This is a genomic window from Streptomyces sp. CB09001, assembly GCF_003369795.1.
Classification (GTDB): Bacteria; Actinomycetota; Actinomycetes; order Streptomycetales; family Streptomycetaceae; genus Streptomyces.
This window is the reverse complement of the sequence record NZ_CP026730.1, coordinates 5,472,114-5,494,472: the sequence shown is the minus strand read 5'-3', so window position 1 is coordinate 5,494,472 and position 22,359 is coordinate 5,472,114. Positions and strand designations below refer to the sequence as shown.

The 22,359-nt window shown below is 67.4% G+C and carries 13 protein-coding genes and 2 rRNA genes; 4 read left to right on the top strand and 11 right to left on the bottom strand.

Features of this window, described 5'->3' with window-relative positions:
- From C4J65_RS25645 to thyX, 5 genes are all read right to left on the bottom strand, one after another.
- Window positions 1-3,122, bottom strand: a 23S ribosomal RNA gene (locus C4J65_RS25645).
- 273 nt (window positions 3,123-3,395) lie between these two features.
- Window positions 3,396-4,922 (bottom strand): 16S ribosomal RNA (locus C4J65_RS25640).
- Together the 16S and 23S rRNA genes form the textbook arrangement of a ribosomal RNA operon.
- Window positions 4,923-5,423: 501 nt before the next feature.
- Entirely contained in the window at window positions 5,424-7,109 is a 1,686-nt protein-coding gene (locus C4J65_RS25630) for a ribonuclease J (protein WP_115744505.1), read from the bottom strand.
- A 152-nt stretch (window positions 7,110-7,261) separates the two neighbouring features.
- A complete protein-coding gene (gene dapA / locus C4J65_RS25625) occupies window positions 7,262-8,161 on the bottom strand; it encodes a 4-hydroxy-tetrahydrodipicolinate synthase (RefSeq protein WP_115744504.1) in 900 nt (299 codons plus the stop codon).
- A gap of 257 nt (window positions 8,162-8,418) precedes the next feature.
- Window positions 8,419-9,159 (bottom strand): FAD-dependent thymidylate synthase, encoded by a 741-nt coding sequence (gene thyX / locus C4J65_RS25620; protein WP_115744503.1) that lies wholly within the window; start codon window positions 9,157-9,159, stop codon window positions 8,419-8,421.
- Between the two features lie 191 nt (window positions 9,160-9,350).
- Here thyX and C4J65_RS25615 point away from each other — a divergent pair, with 191 nt between their 5' ends.
- Together C4J65_RS25615 and C4J65_RS25610 are read left to right on the top strand one after the other, a co-directional pair.
- On the top strand, window positions 9,351-9,590 hold the full coding sequence (locus C4J65_RS25615) for a hypothetical protein (protein ID WP_104636076.1): 240 nt from the start codon (window positions 9,351-9,353) through the stop codon (window positions 9,588-9,590).
- A 116-nt stretch (window positions 9,591-9,706) separates the two neighbouring features.
- A complete protein-coding gene (locus C4J65_RS25610) occupies window positions 9,707-10,261 on the top strand; it encodes a hypothetical protein (protein ID WP_115744502.1) in 555 nt (184 codons plus the stop codon).
- Between the two features lie 81 nt (window positions 10,262-10,342).
- On the opposite strand, the gene C4J65_RS25605 is transcribed toward C4J65_RS25610, so the two are convergent.
- The 5 genes from C4J65_RS25605 to rpsO all read right to left on the bottom strand — a co-directional run bounded on the left by C4J65_RS25605 (window position 10,343) and on the right by rpsO (window position 15,770).
- Window positions 10,343-10,798, bottom strand: a complete 456-nt coding sequence (locus C4J65_RS25605; protein ID WP_115744501.1) for a hypothetical protein — start codon at window positions 10,796-10,798, stop codon at window positions 10,343-10,345.
- A gap of 13 nt (window positions 10,799-10,811) precedes the next feature.
- Window positions 10,812-11,564 (bottom strand): 4-hydroxy-tetrahydrodipicolinate reductase, encoded by a 753-nt coding sequence (dapB, locus tag C4J65_RS25600; protein ID WP_115744500.1) that lies wholly within the window; start codon window positions 11,562-11,564, stop codon window positions 10,812-10,814.
- 39 nt (window positions 11,565-11,603) lie between these two features.
- Complete coding sequence (locus C4J65_RS25595; protein ID WP_115744499.1) at window positions 11,604-12,983, bottom strand: pitrilysin family protein; 1,380 nt, start codon at window positions 12,981-12,983, stop codon at window positions 11,604-11,606.
- The gene (locus C4J65_RS25590; protein ID WP_115744498.1) at window positions 12,980-15,199 is read right to left on the bottom strand and encodes a polyribonucleotide nucleotidyltransferase; all 2,220 of its coding nucleotides are present in this window, start codon (window positions 15,197-15,199) and stop codon (window positions 12,980-12,982) included. Before C4J65_RS25590 ends, C4J65_RS25595 begins: the two co-directional genes overlap by 4 nt.
- Window positions 15,200-15,482: 283 nt before the next feature.
- Complete coding sequence (rpsO, locus tag C4J65_RS25585) at window positions 15,483-15,770, bottom strand: 30S ribosomal protein S15 (RefSeq protein WP_003973291.1); 288 nt, start codon at window positions 15,768-15,770, stop codon at window positions 15,483-15,485.
- A 284-nt stretch (window positions 15,771-16,054) separates the two neighbouring features.
- On the opposite strand from rpsO, the gene C4J65_RS25580 reads away from it, so the two are divergent.
- Window positions 16,055-16,345: a DUF397 domain-containing protein gene (locus C4J65_RS25580; RefSeq protein ID WP_115744497.1), complete on the top strand. Its 291-nt coding sequence runs from the start codon at window positions 16,055-16,057 to the stop codon at window positions 16,343-16,345.
- Window positions 16,346-16,435: 90 nt separating this feature from the next.
- Here the strand turns inward: C4J65_RS25580 and eccD are convergent, their stop codons facing one another.
- Window positions 16,436-17,953, bottom strand: coding sequence for a type VII secretion integral membrane protein EccD (eccD, locus tag C4J65_RS25575; RefSeq protein ID WP_115746626.1), 1,518 nt, complete (start codon window positions 17,951-17,953; stop codon window positions 16,436-16,438).
- A 322-nt stretch (window positions 17,954-18,275) separates the two neighbouring features.
- Here eccD and eccCa point away from each other — a divergent pair, with 322 nt between their 5' ends.
- Window positions 18,276-22,253 carry a type VII secretion protein EccCa gene (gene eccCa, locus C4J65_RS25570; RefSeq protein ID WP_115744496.1) on the top strand — a complete coding sequence of 1,326 codons (3,978 nt, stop codon included), beginning with the start codon at window positions 18,276-18,278 and terminating at the stop codon, window positions 22,251-22,253.
- Window positions 22,254-22,359: the final 106 nt, after the last annotated feature.

Here is a 22,359-nt window from a genome sequence, read left to right as displayed (position 1 = left end):
GAGGACAAGCCCTCGGCCTATTAGTACCGGTCACCTCCACACCTCACGGTGCTTCCAGATCCGGCCTATCAACCCAGTCGTCTACTGGGAGCCTTAACCCCTCAAGGGGGTGGGAGTCCTCATCTCGAAGCAGGCTTCCCGCTTAGATGCTTTCAGCGGTTATCCCTCCCGAACGTAGCCAACCAGCCATGCCCTTGGCAGGACAACTGGCACACCAGAGGTTCGTCCGTCCCGGTCCTCTCGTACTAGGGACAGCCCTTCTCAAGACTCCTACGCGCACAGCGGATAGGGACCGAACTGTCTCACGACGTTCTAAACCCAGCTCGCGTACCGCTTTAATGGGCGAACAGCCCAACCCTTGGGACCGACTCCAGCCCCAGGATGCGACGAGCCGACATCGAGGTGCCAAACCATCCCGTCGATATGGACTCTTGGGGAAGATCAGCCTGTTATCCCCGGGGTACCTTTTATCCGTTGAGCGACGGCGCTTCCACAAGCCACCGCCGGATCACTAGTCCCGACTTTCGTCCCTGCTCGACCCGTCGGTCTCACAGTCAAGCTCCCTTGTGCACTTACACTCAACACCTGATTGCCAACCAGGCTGAGGGAACCTTTGGGCGCCTCCGTTACTCTTTAGGAGGCAACCGCCCCAGTTAAACTACCCATCAGACACTGTCCCTGATCCGGATCACGGACCCAGGTTAGACATCCAGCACGACCAGACTGGTATTTCAACGACGACTCCACCCACACTGGCGTGCGAGCTTCAAAGTCTCCCAGCTATCCTACACAAGCCGAACCGAACACCAATATCAAACTGTAGTAAAGGTCCCGGGGTCTTTCCGTCCTGCTGCGCGAAACGAGCATCTTTACTCGTAGTGCAATTTCACCGGGCCTATGGTTGAGACAGTCGAGAAGTCGTTACGCCATTCGTGCAGGTCGGAACTTACCCGACAAGGAATTTCGCTACCTTAGGATGGTTATAGTTACCACCGCCGTTTACTGGCGCTTAAGTTCTCAGCTTCGCCCCACCGAAATGGAGCTAACCGGTCCCCTTAACGTTCCAGCACCGGGCAGGCGTCAGTCCGTATACATCGCCTTACGGCTTCGCACGGACCTGTGTTTTTAGTAAACAGTCGCTTCTCGCTGGTCTCTGCGGCCACCCCCAGCTCACGGAGTAAATCCGGTCACCGAGTGTGGCCCCCCTTCTCCCGAAGTTACGGGGGCATTTTGCCGAGTTCCTTAACCATAGTTCACCCGAACGCCTCGGTATTCTCTACCTGACCACCTGAGTCGGTTTAGGGTACGGGCCGCCATGAAACTCGCTAGAGGCTTTTCTCGACAGCATAGGATCATCCACTTCACCACAATCGGCTCGGCATCAGGTCTCAGCCATGTGTGCGACGGATTTACCTACCGCACGGCCTACACCCTTACCCCGGGACAACCACCGCCCGGGATGGACTACCTTCCTGCGTCACCCCATCACTCACCTACTAACCGCTTGGTTCGGCGGCTCCACCACTCCCCTCAACTCCGAAGAGATCAGGGCGGCTTCACGGCCTTAGCATCACGATGCTCGATGTTTGACGCTTCACAGCGGGTACCGGAATATCAACCGGTTATCCATCGACTACGCCTGTCGGCCTCGCCTTAGGTCCCGACTTACCCTGGGCAGATCAGCTTGACCCAGGAACCCTTAGTCAATCGGCGCAAACGTTTCTCACGTTTGTATCGCTACTCATGCCTGCATTCTCACTCGTGAACCGTCCACAACTCGCTTCCGCGGCTGCTTCACCCGGCACACGACGCTCCCCTACCCATCACAGCCGGCGTTGGCCGTATATGCTGCAATGACACGACTTCGGCGGTACGCTTGAGCCCCGCTACATTGTCGGCGCGGAATCACTAGACCAGTGAGCTATTACGCACTCTTTCAAGGGTGGCTGCTTCTAAGCCAACCTCCTGGTTGTCTGTGCGACTCCACATCCTTTCCCACTTAGCGTACGCTTAGGGGCCTTAGTCGATGCTCTGGGCTGTTTCCCTCTCGACCATGGAGCTTATCCCCCACAGTCTCACTGCCGCGCTCTCACTTACCGGCATTCGGAGTTTGGCTAAGGTCAGTAACCCGGTAGGGCCCATCGCCTATCCAGTGCTCTACCTCCGGCAAGAAACACACGACGCTGCACCTAAATGCATTTCGGGGAGAACCAGCTATCACGGAGTTTGATTGGCCTTTCACCCCTAACCACAGGTCATCCCCCAGGTTTTCAACCCTGGTGGGTTCGGTCCTCCACGACCTCTTACAGCCGCTTCAACCTGCCCATGGCTAGATCACTCCGCTTCGGGTCTTGAGCGTGCTACTGAACCGCCCTGTTCGGACTCGCTTTCGCTACGGCTTCCCCACCCGGGTTAACCTCGCAACACACCGCAAACTCGCAGGCTCATTCTTCAAAAGGCACGCAGTCACGAGGATGGAGCAAGCTCCACCCCGACGCTCCCACGGCTTGTAGGCACACGGTTTCAGGTACTATTTCACTCCGCTCCCGCGGTACTTTTCACCATTCCCTCACGGTACTATCCGCTATCGGTCACCAGGGAATATTTAGGCTTAACGGGTGGTCCCGCCAGATTCACACGGGATTTCTCGGGCCCCGTGCTACTTGGGTGTCTCTCAAACGAGCCGCTAATGTTTCGACTACGGGGGTCTTACCCTCTACGCCGGACCTTTCGCATGTCCTTCGCCTACATCAACGGTTTCTGACTCGTCTCACGGCCGGCAGACCGTAAAAGAGAGATCCCACAACCCCGCACACGCAACCCCTGCCGGGTCTCACACGTATACGGTTTGGCCTCATCCGGTTTCGCTCGCCACTACTCCCGGAATCACGGTTGTTTTCTCTTCCTGCGGGTACTGAGATGTTTCACTTCCCCGCGTTCCCTCCACACTGCCTATGTGTTCAGCAGCGGGTGACAGCCCATGACGACTGCCGGGTTTCCCCATTCGGACACCCCCGGATCAAAGCCTGGTTGACGACTCCCCGGGGCCTATCGTGGCCTCCCACGTCCTTCATCGGTTCCTGGTGCCAAGGCATCCACCGTGCGCCCTTAAAAACTTGGCCACAGATGCTCGCGTCCACTGTGCAGTTCTCAAACAACGACCAACCACCCATCACCCCGGAACCTACATCCCGAGTGCACTGGGGCCGGCAACTGAAGGAAATTCATTCCCTCAGATACCCAACAGCGTGCCCGACACCCTCGCCGCTCTTCCTTCCGTTCCACGCCGAAGCAGTACTAGGAATTCAAGCCGGTCAAGTGTGCCGAGTAGTCAACGTTCCACCCATGAGCAACCGTGCAGAACATTTGTCTGCAGTCGGCCATGTGCTCCTTAGAAAGGAGGTGATCCAGCCGCACCTTCCGGTACGGCTACCTTGTTACGACTTCGTCCCAATCGCCAGTCCCACCTTCGACAGCTCCCTCCCACAAGGGGTTGGGCCACCGGCTTCGGGTGTTACCGACTTTCGTGACGTGACGGGCGGTGTGTACAAGGCCCGGGAACGTATTCACCGCAGCAATGCTGATCTGCGATTACTAGCGACTCCGACTTCATGGGGTCGAGTTGCAGACCCCAATCCGAACTGAGACCGGCTTTTTGAGATTCGCTCCACCTTGCGGTATCGCAGCTCATTGTACCGGCCATTGTAGCACGTGTGCAGCCCAAGACATAAGGGGCATGATGACTTGACGTCGTCCCCACCTTCCTCCGAGTTGACCCCGGCGGTCTCCCGTGAGTCCCCAACACCCCGAAGGGCTTGCTGGCAACACGGGACAAGGGTTGCGCTCGTTGCGGGACTTAACCCAACATCTCACGACACGAGCTGACGACAGCCATGCACCACCTGTACACCGACCACAAGGGGGGCACCATCTCTGATGCTTTCCGGTGTATGTCAAGCCTTGGTAAGGTTCTTCGCGTTGCGTCGAATTAAGCCACATGCTCCGCCGCTTGTGCGGGCCCCCGTCAATTCCTTTGAGTTTTAGCCTTGCGGCCGTACTCCCCAGGCGGGGCACTTAATGCGTTAGCTGCGGCACGGACAACGTGGAATGTTGCCCACACCTAGTGCCCACCGTTTACGGCGTGGACTACCAGGGTATCTAATCCTGTTCGCTCCCCACGCTTTCGCTCCTCAGCGTCAGTATCGGCCCAGAGATCCGCCTTCGCCACCGGTGTTCCTCCTGATATCTGCGCATTTCACCGCTACACCAGGAATTCCGATCTCCCCTACCGAACTCTAGCCTGCCCGTATCGACTGCAGACCCGGGGTTAAGCCCCGGGCTTTCACAACCGACGTGACAAGCCGCCTACGAGCTCTTTACGCCCAATAATTCCGGACAACGCTTGCGCCCTACGTATTACCGCGGCTGCTGGCACGTAGTTAGCCGGCGCTTCTTCTGCAGGTACCGTCACTTTCGCTTCTTCCCTGCTGAAAGAGGTTTACAACCCGAAGGCCGTCATCCCTCACGCGGCGTCGCTGCATCAGGCTTTCGCCCATTGTGCAATATTCCCCACTGCTGCCTCCCGTAGGAGTCTGGGCCGTGTCTCAGTCCCAGTGTGGCCGGTCGCCCTCTCAGGCCGGCTACCCGTCGTCGCCTTGGTGAGCCATTACCTCACCAACAAGCTGATAGGCCGCGGGCTCATCCTGCACCGCCGGAGCTTTCGAACCTCGCAGATGCCCGCGAGGGTCAGTATCCGGTATTAGACCCCGTTTCCAGGGCTTGTCCCAGAGTGCAGGGCAGATTGCCCACGTGTTACTCACCCGTTCGCCACTAATCCCCACCGAAGTGGTTCATCGTTCGACTTGCATGTGTTAAGCACGCCGCCAGCGTTCGTCCTGAGCCAGGATCAAACTCTCCGTGAATGCTTACCCGTAATCGGGTGACACCACGAGAGCGGAACAGTCGGAGGAATAATCCGACCGTTCACAGCGTCCTCGCTGTTGTGTTACTTCAAAGGAACCTCAACCCGAACGGAAATCCGATCAGGTCGGGGTATCAACATATCTGGCGTTGACTTTTGGCACGCTGTTGAGTTCTCAAGGAACGGACGCTTCCTTTGTACTCACCCTCTCGGGCTTTCCTCCGGGCGCTTCCCTTCGGTCTTGCGTTTCCGACTCTATCAGATCTTTCCGACCCGATTTCCTCGGTGCTTTCCAGGTTCCCGCTTTCGCGTTTCCCTTTCCGGCGGTTCCGACTTTATCAGAGATTCTGAGTCGGGATTTCCGCCCTCCCGGGGCGGCTCCGAACCACGAAGTGGTCGGGTGCCCGTCCGAGCGGAGATGTAAACGTACTGGAGCGGGGCGCCCCGATGCAAATCGGGGCGCCCCGCTCCAGGTTGGCGCTGTCGGTGGTCCGACGGTCCGTCAGACCTCCACGACGACGGGCAGGATCATCGGCCGGCGCCGGTAGGTGTCCGAGACCCACTTGCCGAGGGTCCGGCGGATCAGTTGCTGCAACTGGTGCGGCTCGACGACGCCGTCCTGCGCCGAGCGCTCCAGCGTCTCGGTGATCTTGGGGAGCACCGCGGCGAAGGCCGAGTCCTCGATGCCCGAGCCGCGGGCCTGGACGTGCGGCCCACCGGTGATCTTGCCGGTGGAGGAGTCCATGACCACGAAGACCGAGATGATGCCCTCGTCGCCGAGGATCTTGCGGTCCTTGAGGGCCGGTTCGCCGACGTCGCCGACCGAGAGCCCGTCGACGTAGACGTACCCCGCCTGGACCTTGCCGGTGATCTTCGCCTTGCCCTCGACCATGTCGACGACCACGCCGTCCTCGGCGATGACGATGCGGTCGTGCGGGACGCCGGTCAGGGCGCCCAGCTCGGCGTTGGCGCGCAGGTGGCGCCATTCGCCGTGGACGGGCATCAGGTTCTTCGGGCGGCAGATGTTGTAGAAGTACAGCAGTTCGCCGGCCGAGGCGTGGCCCGAGACGTGGACCTTGGCGTTGCCCTTGTGGACGACGTTGGCACCCCAGCGGGTCAGGCCGTTGATCACCCGGTACACCGCGTTCTCGTTGCCCGGGATGAGGGACGAGGCCAGGATCACCGTGTCGCCGTTGACGATGCGGATCTGGTGGTCGCGGTTGGCCATGCGGGACAGGGCGGCCATCGGTTCGCCCTGGGAGCCCGTGCAGACCAGGACCACCTCGCTGTCGGGCAGGTCGTCCAGCGTCTTGACGTCGACCACCAGGCCCGGCGGGACCTTCAGGTAGCCGAGGTCTCTCGCGATGCCCATGTTGCGGACCATGGAGCGGCCGACGAAGGCGACCCGGCGGCCGTACTCGTGCGCGGCGTCCAGGATCTGCTGGATGCGGTGGACGTGGCTGGCGAAGCTCGCCACGATGATGCGCTTGCGGGCACTGGCGAAGACCTGCCGCAGGACGTTCGAGATGTCCCGCTCGGGCGGGACGAAGCCCGGCACCTCGGCGTTGGTCGAGTCGGCGAGGAGCAGGTCGATGCCCTCCTCGCTCAGGCGCGCGAACGCGTGCAGGTCCGTAAGGCGGCCGTCCAGCGGAAGCTGGTCCATCTTGAAGTCGCCGGTGTGGACGACCATGCCCGCCGGGGTGCGGATGGCGACGGCCAGCGCGTCCGGGATGGAGTGGTTGACCGCGACGAACTCGCAGTCGAAGGGGCCGACGCGTTCGCGGTGTCCTTCCGCCACCTCGAGGGTGTACGGACGGATGCGGTGCTCCTGGAGCTTGGCCTCGATGAGCGCGAGGGTCAGCTTGGAGCCGATCAGCGGGATGTCCGGCTTCTCGCGGAGGAGGAAGGGGACGCCGCCGATGTGGTCCTCGTGGCCGTGGGTCAGGACGATGCCCTCGATGTCGTCGAGGCGGTCCCGGATGGACGTGAAGTCCGGCAGGATCAGGTCGATGCCGGGCTGCTCCTCCTCCGGGAAGAGCACGCCGCAGTCGACGATCAGCAGACGGCCGCCATATTCGAAGACCGTCATGTTGCGGCCGATTTCGCCGAGGCCGCCCAGGGGGGTGACCCGCAGGCCGCCCTTCGGGAGCGCCGGGGGCCGGCCCAGTTCAGGATGCGGATGACTCAAAAGACTCTCCTCACCACACGCGCCACGTACCGGTGGGCACGTGGCGCGCATGACGTTCGTGCAGAAGCAGTTGTCGTATGGGTGCGGGCACCGGTGGCCCGCCTATTCAGTTGTGAAGTCCGTGCGGTCGTGCGGTGGTGCGAAGTCTGATGTCAGAGCTGTACCCCGCCGGCGGCAAGATCGATCTTGAGCTGCTCGGTTTCCTCGGGCGTGAGGCCGACCATGGGGGCGCGCAGCGGTCCCGCGGGCAGTCCCTGGAGGGCGAGCGCGCCCTTGGTGGTCATGACGCCCTGGGTGCGGAACATGCCCGTGAAGACGGGGAGCAGCTTCTGGTGGATCTCCAGTGCCTTCTGTACGTCACCGGCGACGTGCGCGTCCACCATGGCGCGCAGCTCCGGGGTGACGACGTGGCCGACGACGGAGACGAAGCCGACCGCGCCCACGGCGAGCAGCGGCAGGTTCAGCATGTCGTCGCCGGAGTACCAGGCGAGGCCGGAGTGCGCGATGGCCCAGCTGGCCCGGCCGAGGTCGCCCTTGGCGTCCTTGTTGGCGACGATCCGCGGGTGCTCCGCGAGGCGGACCAGGGTCTCGGTGTTGATCGGGACACCGCTGCGGCCGGGGATGTCGTAGAGCATGACCGGCAGCCCGGCGGCGTCGGCGATGGCCGTGAAGTGCAGGTACAGGCCCTCCTGCGGGGGCTTGTTGTAGTACGGCGTGACGAGCAGCAGGCCGTGGGCGCCGACGCGCTCGGCGGTGCGGGCCAGCTCGATGCTGTGCTGGGTGTTGTTGGTGCCGACTCCGGCGACCACGTGTGCCCGGTCGCCGACGGCCTCCAGGACGGCTCGTACGAGGTCCGCTTTCTCCGCGTCGCTGGTGGTGGGGGACTCGCCGGTGGTGCCGTTGATGATCAGGCCGTCGTTGCCTGCGTCCACCAGGTGGGTGGCGAGCCGCTGTGCGCCGTCGAGGTCGAGTGCGCCGTCCGCCGTGAAGGGCGTGACCATGGCGGTGAGGACCCGCCCGAAGGGGGTCTGCGGAGTGGAGGTCGGAGCCATGGGTTACACGCTACTCGTTGCTCAGGGCGGGGTCTGCCCTCGGGGGAGGCGGCAGGTCGGAACGGAAGTGGAGCCCGGCACTGCCTGCTCGGGGGTTCAAGCAGTGCCGGGTCCCTTTGATCAGGCTAGATGAACTTCTCCAAACGCCGCAATCCGGACACTTCACATGGTTGATGCGTACATCTGTGCCCGGCCGGGCCGCCCAGGGGGTCGGGACCGGCCCGGAGGTCGGGACCGGCCCGGAGGCCGTGCCCCCGTTACGGCGCCACGCGGCCGTTGGCGTTGAAGGCGGCGTGGGTGAGCGGCATGAGGCGGGCCCACTCCGCCTCCATCCTCTCGCCGACCATCTCGATCTCCCGCTGCGGGAACGAGGGCACCTTGGCCAGCTCGTGCTGGGTGCGCAGGCCCAGGAAGTGCATCAGCGAGCGGGCGTTGCAGGTCGCGTACATCGACGAGTACAGGCCGACGGGGAGCACCGCGCGGGCCACCTCGCGGGCGACGCCGGCGGCGAGCATCGTCTGGTACGTCGCGTAGGCCTGGCGGTAGGAGTCCTCCATCGCGCCGCCGACCAGCTCGTGCTGCTCCGGGGTGCCCTCGACGAACACGTACTTGCCGGGCCGGCCCTGCTGCACCAGCTTGCGGGAGGTGTCCGGGACGTAGAAGACCGGCTGGAGCTCCCGGTAGCGGCCCGACTCCTCGTTGTAGGACCAGCCGACGCGGTGCCGCATGAACTCGCGGAAGACGAAGATCGGGGCGCTGACGAAGAAGGTCATCGAGTTGTGCTCGAAGGGGCTGCCGTGCCGGTCCCGCATGAGGTAGTTGATCAGGCCCTTGGAGCGCTCCGGGTCCTTCTTCAGCTCGTCCAGGGACTGCTCCCCGGCGGTGGAGACACGGGCGGCGAACAGCACGTCGGAGTCGGTCGCGGCGTTCTTGACCAGCTCGACGGTGATGTCACTGCGGAGTTCGATCTTCGGATCGTCGGCGGGGATGTCGGTCACGGTGTGGAGGGCCTTCCCAGTCAATCTCGGCGCTTGGCGAGGCCACTCTACGACCCGTCAAGAGGCGCCGAATGGGGCGATCGGTGCCGTGCCGCGATGAAGTCGGCGAAACAGGGCACCTGAAGGGGCGTTCGTTCGTCTGTATGAGTAACAGCACTTCATTCCAGTCCCTGAAGGGAGACGCAGTCCCTATGATCCGCCGGCGTGAACCCGTGCCGTTCGCCTTCGTCGCCGAGGCCGACAGGTTCCGCAGCAATGTCGCACCCCCGCCGCGTGAGCGCGCGTCCTTCGGCCAGCTGGCCGGACGCTGGCTGCTCGGCGTCACCGTCGTCGCCGGTCTCGTGGGCTCCCTCGTGATAGGGATGCCCGCCCTGTCGGCCGACCAGCCCTCCTCGCACAAGCAGCCGTCGCAGGCGTCCGAGGGGCGCTAGGGGCGTCGGGCGCGGTCGGCCCGACTCCGTCCGGACCCCCGAGGGTGGTGACCGGAGACACAGGTCGGTAGCCTCACCGGGCACAACACTTGCCTTGGAACGAGTGAGGACCAGCCGTGCCCCTGCCCTTCCTGACGGCCGACCGCGCCTTTGACACGGCCGACGACGTCGCGCTGCCGTACGACGACCGCGACCTCTGGCGCCGGCCCTACCGGCCGGGGCCATGGCGCGTGGGGGCGGCGGCCCTGATGCTGCTGCTCGCCTCGTTCGTCCTGTTCGCGGCCGTCATCATCGCGGCCACGGGCGGGCCGTCTTCCGCCGGTGTGGTCTTCGGCCTCGCGGTCGTCGTCATCCTCTGCGCCCTGCGGATGCTGCGGATGGGCGCGTGGGTGAGCGCGCACGGAGTGCGACAGGTGTGCTTCCTCACCACGCGCACGGTGGCCTGGCAGCAGGTCGCCAGCTTGCGCACGGTGCAGCAGCCGGTGCGCTGGCTGGGACTGCCGCGCACGGTGCAGGGGCAGGCGCTGCTGCTCGTGCGCCAGGGCCGGTCGACGGAGCCCCTGTCCCCGTTGCTGACCTCGCACAACTCCGACTTCCTCGCCCGCGACGGCGCCTTCAACCGGGCGGCCGACGCGCTGGAGGCGTGGGCCGACGAGTACCGGCGGGGCTGAGCCTCCGACGAGGGCGCCGAAGGCCGGGGCCCGGACCGCAGCTGTGCGGTCCGGGCCCCGGCCTTCGCGTCTTCGGTCCGCTCAGACGGCCTCGATCCGTTTGCCGTCGTGCAGGGCGATCGCCCGCTGCATCGCCTTGCGGGCGCGCGGGGTGTCGCGGGCGTCGTGGTAGGCGACGGCCAGGCGGAACCAGCTGCGCCAGTCGCCGGGGGCGTCCTCGGTCTCGGCCCTGCGCAGGGCGAAGACCGCGTCGGCCGACTCCCGGTCGACCCGACCGCTGGGGGTGCGCTTCAGCTCGTCGACGGGCAGTCCGCCCTCGGCGTCGAGTTCGGCGGCGAGCTGGTTGGCCCTGCGGACGAACTGGGTGTTCTTCCACAGGAACCACAGGCCGATCACCGGCAGGATCAGCACCGCGACACCGAAGGTGACGGTGAGGAGGGTGCCGGTCTTGATGAGCAGCACGCCGCGGCTGCCGACCAGGAGGAAGTAGAAGACCAGGACGGCGGCCGTGACGAGGTAGGTGATCTTCGCGCGCATGGGGGTCAGGGCCTCAGTTCAGGTCCAGGAAGTGTTCCAGGCCGAAGGTGAGGCCCGGAGTGGTGACCACCCGGCGGGCGCCCAGCAGGATGCCCGGCATGAAGCTGCTGTGGTGCAGGGAGTCGTGCCGCACGGTGAGGGTCTCGCCCTCGCCGCCGAGCAGCACCTCCTGGTGGGCGAGCAGGCCGCGCAGCCGGATCGCGTGCACCGGGACCCCGTCCACGTCCGCCCCGCGGGCGCCGTCCAGGGCGGTGGCAGTGGCGTCGGGCGCCGGTGCGGAGCCTGCCTTCTGCCGGGCCGCCGCGATCAGCTGGGCGGTGCGGGTGGCGGTGCCGCTGGGGGCGTCCACCTTGTTCGGGTGGTGCAGCTCGACGACCTCGACGGACTCGAAGTACGGGGCCGCGATCTGCGCGAACTTCATGGTCAGTACGGCGCCGATGGAGAAGTTCGGCGCGATGAGCACGCCGGTCTCCGGGGAGGCGTCGAGCCACGCGTTCAGCTGCGCGAGGCGCTCGTCGGTCCAGCCGGTGGTGCCGACGACGGCGTGGATGCCGTGGCGTACGCAGTAGTCGAGGTTGTCCATCACCGAGGCGGGAGTGGTCAGCTCGACGGCGACCTGGGCGCCGGACTCGGCCAGCGCCTCCAGGCTGTCGCCCCGGCCGAGGGCGGCGACCAGCTCCATGTCCTCGGCGGCCTCGACCGCCCGTACCGCCTCGGAGCCGATCCGGCCCTTGGCACCGAGGACGGCCACGCGCAGCTTGCTCATGTCACATGCTTCCTTCTCGAACTTCTCGGGACGGGACCGTCAGGCGACGGCGTCGTGCAGCCGGGACGCCTGCTTGTCCTTGAGCGGGCCGATGACCGACAGGGACGGCCGTCGGCCCAGGACGTCGCGGGCGACGGCGCGGACGTCGTCCGGCGTGACCGAGGCTATCCGGGCCAGCATGTCGTCGACGGACATCTGCTCGCCCCAGCACAGCTCGCTCTTGCCGATACGGTTCATCAGCGCGCCCGTGTCCTCCAGGCCGAGGACCGTGGAGCCCTGGAGCTGACCGACGGCGCGGCCGATCTCGTCGTCCGTGAGGCCGTGCTCGGCGACGTGGTCCAGCTCGTCGCGGCAGATCTTGAGCACGTCGTGCACCTGGGAGGGCCGGCAGCCCGCGTACACGCCGAAGAGCCCGCAGTCGGCGAAACCCGACGTGTACGAGTACACGCTGTAGGCCAGGCCGCGCTTCTCCCGGACCTCCTGGAAGAGGCGCGAGGACATGCCTCCGCCGAGGGCCGTGTTGAGCACGCCCATCGCCCACCGGCGCTCGTCGGTGCGGGCCAGGCCCGGCATGCCGAGGATGACGTGGGCCTGCTCGGTCTTGCGGCCGATCAGCTCGACGCGGCCGGCGGCGCGGACGGTACGCCTGCCGTCACGCGGGGCGAGCGGCTGCGCCGCCGGGTCCTTGAGGGCGCCGGCCTTCTCGAAGGCGGCGCGGACCTGGCGTACGACCTTGTCGTGGTCGACGTTGCCGGCCGCGGCCACCACCAGGTGGGTGGGGTCGTAGTGCTTCCGGTAGAAGCGGCGGATGCGGTCGGCGGTGAGGGCGTTGACCGTGTCGACGGTGCCGAGGACGGGGCGGCCCAGCGCGTTGTCCCCGAACATGGTGTGGGCGAACAGGTCGTGCACGCAGTCGCCGGGGTCGTCCTCGGTCATCGCGATCTCCTCGAGGATGGCGCCGCGCTCGACGTCGACGTCCTCCTCCCGGATCAGCGAGCCGGTCAGCATGTCGCAGACCACGTCGACGGCGAGCGGCAGGTCGGTGTCGAGTACGCGCGCGTAGTAGCACGTGTACTCCTTCGCCGTGAACGCGTTCATCTCGCCGCCGACCGCGTCGATGGCGGAGGAGATGTCCAGGGCGCTGCGCTTGCGGGTGCCCTTGAAGAGCAGGTGCTCCAGGTAGTGGGTGGCGCCGTTCAGGGCCGGGGTCTCGTCGCGGGAACCGACGTGGGCCCAGATGCCGAAGGTCGCCGAGCGGACCGAGGGGAGGGTCTCGGTGACGATGCGCAGGCCGCCCGGGAGGGTCGTCCTGCGGACCGTGCCGATGCCGTGCTCGCCCTTGATGAGCGTTTGGGTACGGGCGACGGCCCGCGCCTCCGTGGAGGTGCGGGCCGTCGCCTTGGCGCTACGGGACGTCACTTGTCGGCGTCGTCCTTCTTCTCTTCGCTGCCTTCCTCGCCCTCGATCACGGGGATCAGGGAGAGCTTGCCGCGGGAGTCGATCTCGGCGATCTCGACCTGGACCTTGGCGCCCACGCCGAGCACGTCCTCGACGTTCTCCACGCGCTTGCCGCCGGCCAGCTTGCGGATCTGCGAGATGTGCAGCAGACCGTCCTTGCCGGGCAGCAGGGAGACGAACGCGCCGAAGGTGGTCGTCTTGACGACCGTGCCCAGGTAGCGCTCGCCGACCTCGGGCATGGTCGGGTTGGCGATGCCGTTGATCGTGGCGCGCGCGGCCTCGGCCTGCGAGCCCTGGGCGGCACCGATGTAGATCGTGCCGTCGTCCTCGATCGTGATGTCGGCGCCCGTGTCCTCCTGGATCTGGTTGATCATCTTGCCCTTGGGGCCGATGACCTCACCGATCTTGTCGACGGGGATCTTCACGGTGATGATCCGCGGCGCGTTCGGGGACATCTCGTCCGGCGTGTCGATCGCTTCCATCATCACGTCGAGGATGTGGAGGCGGGCGTCACGGGCCTGCTTGAGGGCGGCGGCCAGGACGGAGGCGGGGATGCCGTCCAGCTTGGTGTCCAGCTGGAGGGCGGTCACGAACTCCTTGGTGCCGGCGACCTTGAAGTCCATGTCGCCGAAGGCGTCCTCCGCACCGAGGATGTCGGTGAGGGCGACGTAGTGCGTCTCGCCGTTGATCTCCTGGGAGATCAGGCCCATGGCGATGCCGGCGACGGGGGCCTTCAGCGGCACACCGGCGTTCAGCAGCGACATGGTGGAGGCGCAGACCGAGCCCATGGACGTCGAGCCGTTGGAGCCGAGGGCCTCGGACACCTGGCGGATCGCGTAGGGGAACTCCTCGCGCGTCGGCAGCACCGGCACGATGGCGCGCTCGGCGAGGGCGCCGTGGCCGATCTCGCGGCGCTTCGGGGAGCCGACGCGGCCGGTCTCGCCGACGGAGTACGGCGGGAAGTTGTAGTTGTGCATGTAGCGCTTGCGGGTCACCGGGGAGAGGGTGTCCAGCTGCTGCTCCATGCGGAGCATGTTCAGGGTGGTGACGCCCAGGATCTGGGTCTCGCCACGCTCGAACAGGGCGGAACCGTGCACGCGCGGGATGGCCTCGACCTCGGCGGCCAGGGTGCGGATGTCGGTGACACCGCGGCCGTCGATGCGCTTCTTCTCCTTGATGACGCGCTCGCGCACCAGGGACTTGGTCAGCGCGCGGTACGCGGCGGAGATCTCCTTCTCGCGGCCCTCGAACTCCGGGAGGAGCTTCTCGGCGGCGAGCCCCTTGACGCGGTCCAGCTCGGCCTCGCGCTCCTGCTTGCCGGCGATGGTGAGCGCCTGCGTCAGCTCGGGCTTGACGGCGCCGGTCAGCGCCTCGAGGACGTCGTCCTGGAAGTCCAGGAAGATCGGGAACTCGCCGGTCGGCTTGGCGGCCTTGGCGGCGAGGTCGGCCTGGGCGCGGCACAGCACCTTGATGAAGGGCTTCGCGGCGTCCAGACCGGCGGCGACGACCTCCTCGGTGGGCGCCTCGGCGCCGCCCTCGACCAGCTTGATGGTCTTGTCGGTGGCCTCGGCCTCGACCATCATGATCGCGACGTCGCCGTCCTCCAGCACGCGGCCCGCGACGACCATGTCGAAGACGGCGTCCTCGAGCTCGGTGTGCGTCGGGAAGGCCACCCACTGGCCGCGGATCAGCGCGACGCGGACGCCGCCGATCGGACCGGAGAAGGGCAGGCCGGCCAGCTGAGTGGACGCGGAGGCGGCGTTGATCGCCACGACGTCGTACAGGTGGTCGGGGTTGAGGGCCATGATCGTCGCGACGACCTGGATCTCGTTGCGCAGGCCCTTCTTGAAGGACGGGCGCAGCGGGCGGTCGATGAGGCGGCAGGTGAGGATCGCGTCCTCGGAGGGCCGGCCCTCACGACGGAAGAAGCTGCCGGGGATCTTGCCGGCGGCGTACATCCGCTCCTCGACGTCCACCGTGAGCGGGAAGAAGTCGAGCTGGTCCTTGGGGTTCTTGGAGGCGCTGGTGGCCGACAGCACCATGGTGTCGTCGTCCAGGTACGCCACGGCGGAACCGGCGGCCTGACGGGCCAGGCGGCCCGTCTCGAAGCGGATGGTGCGGGTGCCGAAGGTGCCGTTGTCGATCACGGCTTCGGCGTAGTGGGTCTCGTTCTCCACTAGTGGTTTCTCCGATGCTTGTCGTCTTTTGTCCCGCCCGCCCGTGTGGCGGAGGGGACGGTGCCGGAGAAGCGTTCCGTGCAATGCGGGCCGGTCTTCGATCGAAGCACCCGGGGATCTGCCCCCGGGGGCCACTACCGAGGACCGGCGGCGGCGGTGCGGGCCGCTTCTCCTCGTACGTCTTGTTCTTCTGTTACCACACTACAAAGGGGCGGCGACAGCGCGCACGTACAGCAAAGGGAGCGGCCCCCTTCAGGATGGGAACCGCTCCCTTCACGGCGTGCTAGCGGGCGCCCGCCGCACCGCGGCGGATGCCGAGGCGCTCGACCAGCGCACGGAAGCGCTGGATGTCCTTCTTGGCGAGGTACTGCAGCAGGCGGCGGCGCTGGCCGACCAGGATGAGCAGACCACGACGGGAGTGGTGGTCGTGCTTGTGGGTCTTGAGGTGCTCGGTCAGGTCGGAGATCCGACGGGACAGCAGAGCGACCTGGACCTCGGGGGAGCCGGTGTCGCCCTCCTTGGTACCGAACTCGGTGATGATCTGCTTCTTCACTGCGGCGTCGAGCGACACGCGTACTCCTCTGGATCTGCGACTGGCCACCGAGTGCCCCCGGTCTACGTCTCGGGGGATCTTCCGTAACTCGGAAGGCGGGGATCCGCCGGGCGCGACCTCCGGGGCTCGAGGCTCCGGGGGCGCGTACACAAGCGGCCGTCACACAGCGTACCAGCCCGTAGGGACACCTCTGCCCGTCCCCCGTACCGGCGACCACATCGGTGATCCGCTGACCAGGCCGAACGACGGCAAGTATGGTGACCGCACAGTTCGTTGGCACAGCAGGAAGGACCCAAGCCGCGATGGCCGAGGACAAGGAACTCCGAGCACGCAAGGACCGGGAGCGGGACGAGCTCTACGCCCTCGACATCTCCGGCGTCGAATGGCACAGCGCGCCCGGCACCGAGGCTCATGAGGAACGGGTCGAGATCGCCTACCTGCCGGAGGGTGCCGTCGCCATGCGGTCGTCGCTCGACCACGACACCGTGCTTCGGTACACGGAGGCGGAGTGGCGGGCGTTCGTGCTCGGTGCGCGGGACGGGGAGTTCGATCTGGAGCCGGCCGCGGAGCGCTCCGGGGGCGACGTCGAGTAGAAGGGGTGGGTGTGCCGCACACCCTCCCCCGCTGCGCACGACGGCCGGGGGGCGGCGTCCCCGCTCCCCGTACGCTGCGCGAGCCGCCCCTCAGTCGCCTGCCATCGACCGCGCCGCGGAGTAGACGTCGAACACGGCGAGAGCCAAGGGGATCAGTGTCAGGAGCACGAAGACTTCGGCGATCTCCATGAAACGTCCCCAGAAGGGCGTCACACCGCGCCGAGGAGTGATCAGGCCGATCGCGGTGACCAGCGCCACAGCCGCGGCGACCGCCGCCGCCAGCCAGACGCTGCGCATGTCCAGGGCGGTGGTGTCGCCCTGGAGCGCGTCCCGCACGTACTCCACCGGCGGGTTCATGGCCAGTCCCAGACCGAGGAAGACCAGGCAGGCCAGCCCGGCGGCCAGTGTGGCGGCAACCTGGGTGGTGTACCGGAACAGCTGCGCCCGCATCACCATCGCGACGCCGGTGGCGAGCGTCAGGAGCTGCGCCCACACGTTGCCCGTGAAGCCAAGGACGATCGACGCCCCCACGGAGACCAACGCGCAGCCGCCGACCAGTCCCGCGAGGAGCTCGTGGCCACGGCGGGCCTGGGCCGCGATGCGCTCGACGTCCACGGGTTCCGGCGCGCCGGTCTCGTCCGCCGCGTAGGAGCCGCGCGGCTGGTTGGGCGGTTCGAAGCCGATGGGCAGCCGCGCGAAGCGCAGCGACAGGCCCGGCAGGAAGGCGAGGGCGCACACCGACAGGACCGCACAGACCGCGGCCGTCTCCATCGGCTCCAGGTCCGTCAGCATCGCCACGAACGTCGCGAGCAGGCCGACCACCGAGGAGAAGACGAACGCCACGAAGGCGCTGTCGCCGCTCGGTGACACCAGGGTGAGTACGACGGAGGCGACCAGGACCGCCGCGCAGGCCAGGAGGAACTGGAGGCGTCCGATGCCCTGTCCCGCAGCGAGCGGGACCAGCCCTGAGCCCGCCACCGCGACGTTCGCGAGAGCGCCCAGGCCGAGAGCCAGGGCTGAGCCCCGGTCCCTGTACACCCGCGCGCGCACGCACGCGAAGGTGACGAGCAGGACGCCGGCGACCGCGGCGAGGATGCCCTGCACGCTGTGCATGTCGTGGCGGACCTGGGAACTCCAGGCCACGAACGCCAGCAGAACGGGAAACACACCCGCTCCGACCAGGCAGGCCACACGGGTGAGCGCGCCGTCCCACAGGGTGCGGTCGTGGACGACGGCGGAGGCGACCGCCTCCGAGACGTCGTCGAAAACCGCAGGGGGCAGGGAGTCGGCGAACGGACGCAGCGTGAGCAGCTCGCCGTCCAGGATGCGCTGCGCCGCGAAGGACCGGGCACTGTCGAGTACGGTCCCGTCACGACGTACGAGGTGATAGCCGACCGGCGCGCCCTCTGCCGGGCTCTGCTGGGAGAACCGCAGGATCTCCGGGTACAGGTCGGCGACGGGCACGTCGTCGGGCAGGGCCACGTCGATGCGGCTGTCGGGCGCCACGATCGTGACCCGGCAGAAGCCGAGCCCCGAACCGGCGGCGGCCGGGCCTCCGGCACCCGTGCCTGCTCCGCCTGGCGCGCCGGTCGGCGCGGAGGCCGTCATGCTCACCCGTTGTTCCCCCTCGTAGGTGATGTCGGCAAGGTACGGCACCGGCGCGCCCTGCCGGTCGGTGGCTGTACTGCCCCGTTGTCCCGCGTCACCCCTCACCGCTGCGCGGCGCACGGGGGTGTTCGTATCGAGCGTGGTGCTCTCCGCGGGGTTCCACAGGGCCCCAGGCGGGTTCGCAACTGCTCACGCGTCTCACGGGCACCCTACCGCCCACTGCTGCCTCTGTGTGTCAGTAGGATCGCCCTTTGCGATCGACGCACGCCGGGAGACGGGCGGCGGGCGGAACAGGTCGGGCCGGCAAGGGAATTGGTGCGAAGTGAGCCACATCATCGTCAAGCGCCCACCTCGGGCGCTGCCGAAGAACGTGCCCACGGAGGAAGTCCACCTGCAATCACCTCCGGAACTCCCGCGCGGGCAGCAGGAGGGCGCCCTGATGCAGCTCCTGCCCATGCTCGGCATGGGCGGGTCCGTGGTGTTCTTCTTCAATCCCTCGGCCCAGCCCATCATGAAGATCATGGGCATGGTGATGATCGCCTCCACGATCGCCATGGGGATCGCGATGCTGGTGCGCTACCGCCGTGGCAACCAGGGGCAGATGGCCGACACCCGCAGGGACTACCTCCGCTATCTGTCGCAGACCAGACGCACCGCTCACGAGACGGCGAAGGCCCAGCGTGACGCGCAGTACTACCTGCATCCTTCGCCGGAACAGCTGTGGGCGCTGGTCGCCGAGGGCAGCCGGCTGTGGGAACGGCGTACGGGCGACGAGGACTTCGCCCAGGTTCGCGTGGGTCTCGGCCCGCAGGCCCTGGCCACTCCCCTGGTGCCGCCCCAGACCGCTCCGGTGGACGAGTTGGAGCCGCTGACCGCGGGCGCCATGCACCGCTTCCTCGCCACGCACAGCACCCTTGAGGAGCTGCCGATGGCGGTCTCCCTGCGGGCGTTCTACCACGTGACGGTCAGCGGCGAACCGACCACCGTGCGCGGGACCGCACGGGCCGTCACCGCCTCGCTCGCCGCACTGCACTCCCCCGAGGACCTGGTGATCGCCGTCGCCACCGGGCGGGAGTCGGCGGCCGCATGGGAGTGGACGAAGTGGCTCCCGCACGCGCAGGCGGGCGATGCCGCGGACGGCGCGGGTTCCCGACGGCTGGTGACGGCCGACCCGACGGCCCTCGAAGAACTGCTCGGCACCCGTCTCGAGGGCCGCCCGAGGTTTCATCCGGCCGGCCGGCCGGTGCCCGACCAACCGCACCTGGTCATCGTGCTCGACGGAGTCTCCCTGCCGCCGACGTCACTGCTGGCGAGTCCGGAGGGCCTGCAGGGGGTGACCGTCATCGAGGTGGTCCCCGGCACCCTCTCCACCGGACGTGGGGACCTCTCGCTCGTCGTGCAGCCGAAGGAGTTGCGCCTGGAGGCGGCGCACGGTGCGGTCTACGAGGGCACTCCCGACGTCCTCTCCCAGGAAAGCGCGGAAGCGCTGGCGAGGCAGCTGGCCCCATTGCGTGTGGGAACGGGCGGGGACGACGACGAGCCGCTGCTGGCCAATCTGGAGTTCACGGATCTCCTCAACCTCGGTGACGCCGCTTCCGTCGATACCCGCCGGACCTGGCGGCCCCGCTCCCAGTCCGAACGGCTCAGGGTGCCGATCGGCGTCGGCGAGGACGGCCGGCCCGTGATGCTCGACCTCAAGGAGGCGGCGCAGGAGGGCATGGGGCCCCACGGCCTGTGCGTGGGCGCGACCGGTTCCGGCAAGTCGGAACTGCTGCGCACCCTGGTCCTGGGCCTCGCGGTGACCCACTCGTCCGAGACGCTCAACTTCGTGCTCGCCGACTTCAAGGGCGGCGCGACGTTCGCCGGTATGGCGCAACTGCCGCACGTGGCGGCCGTGATCACCAACCTCGCCGACGACCTGACCCTCGTCGACCGGATGGGCGACTCGATCCGCGGTGAACTCAACCGCCGTCAGGAGATGCTCCGGGACGCGGGCAACTACGCCAACATCCACGACTACGAGAAGGCCCGCGCGGCCGGCGCCGCGCTGCAGCCGATCCCCTCACTCGTCCTGGTGATCGACGAGTTCAGCGAACTGCTCACCGCGAAGCCGGACTTCATCGAGATGTTCGTGCAGATCGGCCGTATCGGCCGGTCGCTGGGCGTCCACCTGCTGCTCGCCTCGCAGCGGTTGGAGGAGGGCCGCCTGCGCGGCCTGGAGACCTACCTGTCGTACCGGATCGGCCTGCGCACCTTCTCCGCGGCCGAATCCCGGTCCGCGCTGGGTGTGCCGGACGCGTACGAACTGCCGAACGTCCCCGGCTCCGGTTTCCTGAAGTTCGGTACGGACGAGATGGTGCGCTTCAAGGCCGCGTACGTCTCGGGCGTGTACCGCACGGGTGCGCAGCAGGCGGCGGTCCGCGGCGGCCCTCGCCCGGTCGACCGGCGGCCCGTGCTGTTCACCGCCGCCGAGGTCCCGGTCCGGTACCTGCCGGTCCCGCCGCAGCGCGAGGAGGCCCCGGACGGGACGGGCGACGACGCGCTCGCCGACACCGTGCTCGATGTCGTCGTCCGACGCCTGGAGGCACAGGGCCCGGCAGCCCACCAGGTGTGGCTGCCGCCGCTGGACAGCCCGCCGTCGCTCGACACACTGCTGCCCGGCCTGGCCCAGGTGGCGGGGCGCGGCCTGACCCAGCCCGGCTACGAGGGCGCGGGTCGGCTCGTCGTGCCCGTCGGCATCGTCGACAAGCCGTACGAGCAGCGGCGGGACCCGCTCTGGGTGAACTTCGGCGGCGCCGCCGGCCACATGCAGATCCTGGGCGGACCGCAGTCCGGCAAGTCGACGCTCCTTCGCTCGGTCATCGCGTCGTTCGCGCTCACCCACACTCCGCACGAAGTGCAGTTCTACGCGCTGGACTTCGGTGGTGGCGGTCTGTCGGCAGTGGCCGGGCTGCCTCATGTCGGCGGCGTGTCGTCGCGCCTCGACCCCGAGAAGGTGCGGCGTACGGCGGCCGAGGTCTACGGCGTGCTGACCCGCCGCGAGGAGTACTTCCGCACCGCCGGCATCTCCTCGATCGCGGAGTTCCGCGCACGCCGCGCGCGGGGTGACATCACGGTGGCCGACCAGCCGTGGGGCGACGTCTTCCTGGTCATCGACGGGTGGGGGAACTTCCGCGCGGACTACGAGGCGCTGGAGTCGGTCGTGCTGGACATCGCGGCACGCGGCCTCGGCTACGGCATCCACGTGATCCTCACCGCGTCCCGCTCCATGGAGGTCCGCAGCAACCTCAAGGACCACCTGATGAACCGCCTCGAGTTGCGGCTCGGGGACACCATGGACTCGGAGTTCGACCGCAAGGTCGCGGCGAACGTACCGACGGGTGTGCCCGGGCGCGGCCAGACGCCGCAGAAGCAGCACTTCATGGCGGCGGTCCCGCGCATCGACGGGCTGTCCTCGGACACCGACCTCGCCGAGGCCACACAGGCACTCGGGGCCGAGGTCGCCCGGCACTGGCAGCAGCCGGGGGCGCCCGCGGTGCGGTTGCTGCCGCGCGAGTTCCCGGCGCACCAGCTTCCCCCGGGCGACCGGTTCCCCCGGCGGGGGGTGTCTTTCGCACTCGACGAGGACAACCTGGAACCGGTGTTCGTGGACTTCGAGCAGGACCCGTTCTTCCTCGTCTTCGGCGAGAGCGAGTCCGGCAAGTCGAACCTGCTGAAGCTCCTCATCCGGCGTCTGTCCGACCGCTACGACGGCGACTCCTGCAAGCTGTTCGTCATCGACAACCGCCGCTCCCTGCTGGGGGTCACCCCGCCGTCGCACCTGGCCGAGTACGTTCCCATGTCGAACCAGATGCAGCACCACATGGACGCGCTGGCCGAGCTGATGCAGCGCCGGACGCCGACCGCCGACGTCACGCCGGAGCAATTGCGTGACCGCAGTTGGTGGCAGGGGCCGACGGTGTACATCATCATCGACGACTTCGATCTCGTCGCGACGTCGAGCGGCAACCCGCTGGCCGGCCTGACCGAACTCCTGCCCTTCGCCCGGGACGTCGGCGTGCGCTTCATCATCGCCCGCTCGACCGCGGGCGCGGGCCGGGCCGGCTACGAGGCCTTCATGCAGCGCCTCAAGGAACTCGGCGCCCAGGGTGTCGTCCTCAGCGGCGACCCGGCCGAGGGCGACCTGCTGGGCGGGGTCCGCCCCCGCCCGATGCCGCCGGGCCGGGGCGTGTTCGTGTCGCGGCGGCGAGGGAAGCCGCTGGTTCAGGTGGGGTTGGTGGAGGACGGGGGCGGGTGGTGACGAGGTCCGGCCCGGACCGGACGACCGCCATCGGATGACTCCCCGGACACACAAGAGGGTGGGCGTCTCCCGCGCACGCCCACCCTCGTCACTGCCGCGATCCTGC

Excerpts from the sequence above, each read along its gene's own strand:
- dapA (WP_115744504.1), bottom strand. The coding sequence starts at position 8,161 with ATGGCTCCGACCTCCACTCCGCAGACCCCCTTCGGGCGGGTCCTCACC.
- C4J65_RS25615 (WP_104636076.1), top strand. The coding sequence starts at position 9,351 with ATGATCCGCCGGCGTGAACCCGTGCCGTTCGCCTTCGTCGCCGAGGCC.
- C4J65_RS25605 (WP_115744501.1), bottom strand. The coding sequence starts at position 10,798 with ATGCGCGCGAAGATCACCTACCTCGTCACGGCCGCCGTCCTGGTCTTC.
- dapB (WP_115744500.1), bottom strand. The coding sequence starts at position 11,564 with ATGAGCAAGCTGCGCGTGGCCGTCCTCGGTGCCAAGGGCCGGATCGGC.
- C4J65_RS25580 (WP_115744497.1), top strand. The coding sequence starts at position 16,055 with ATGGCCGAGGACAAGGAACTCCGAGCACGCAAGGACCGGGAGCGGGAC.
- eccD (WP_115746626.1), bottom strand. The coding sequence starts at position 17,953 with ATGACGGCCTCCGCGCCGACCGGCGCGCCAGGCGGAGCAGGCACGGGT.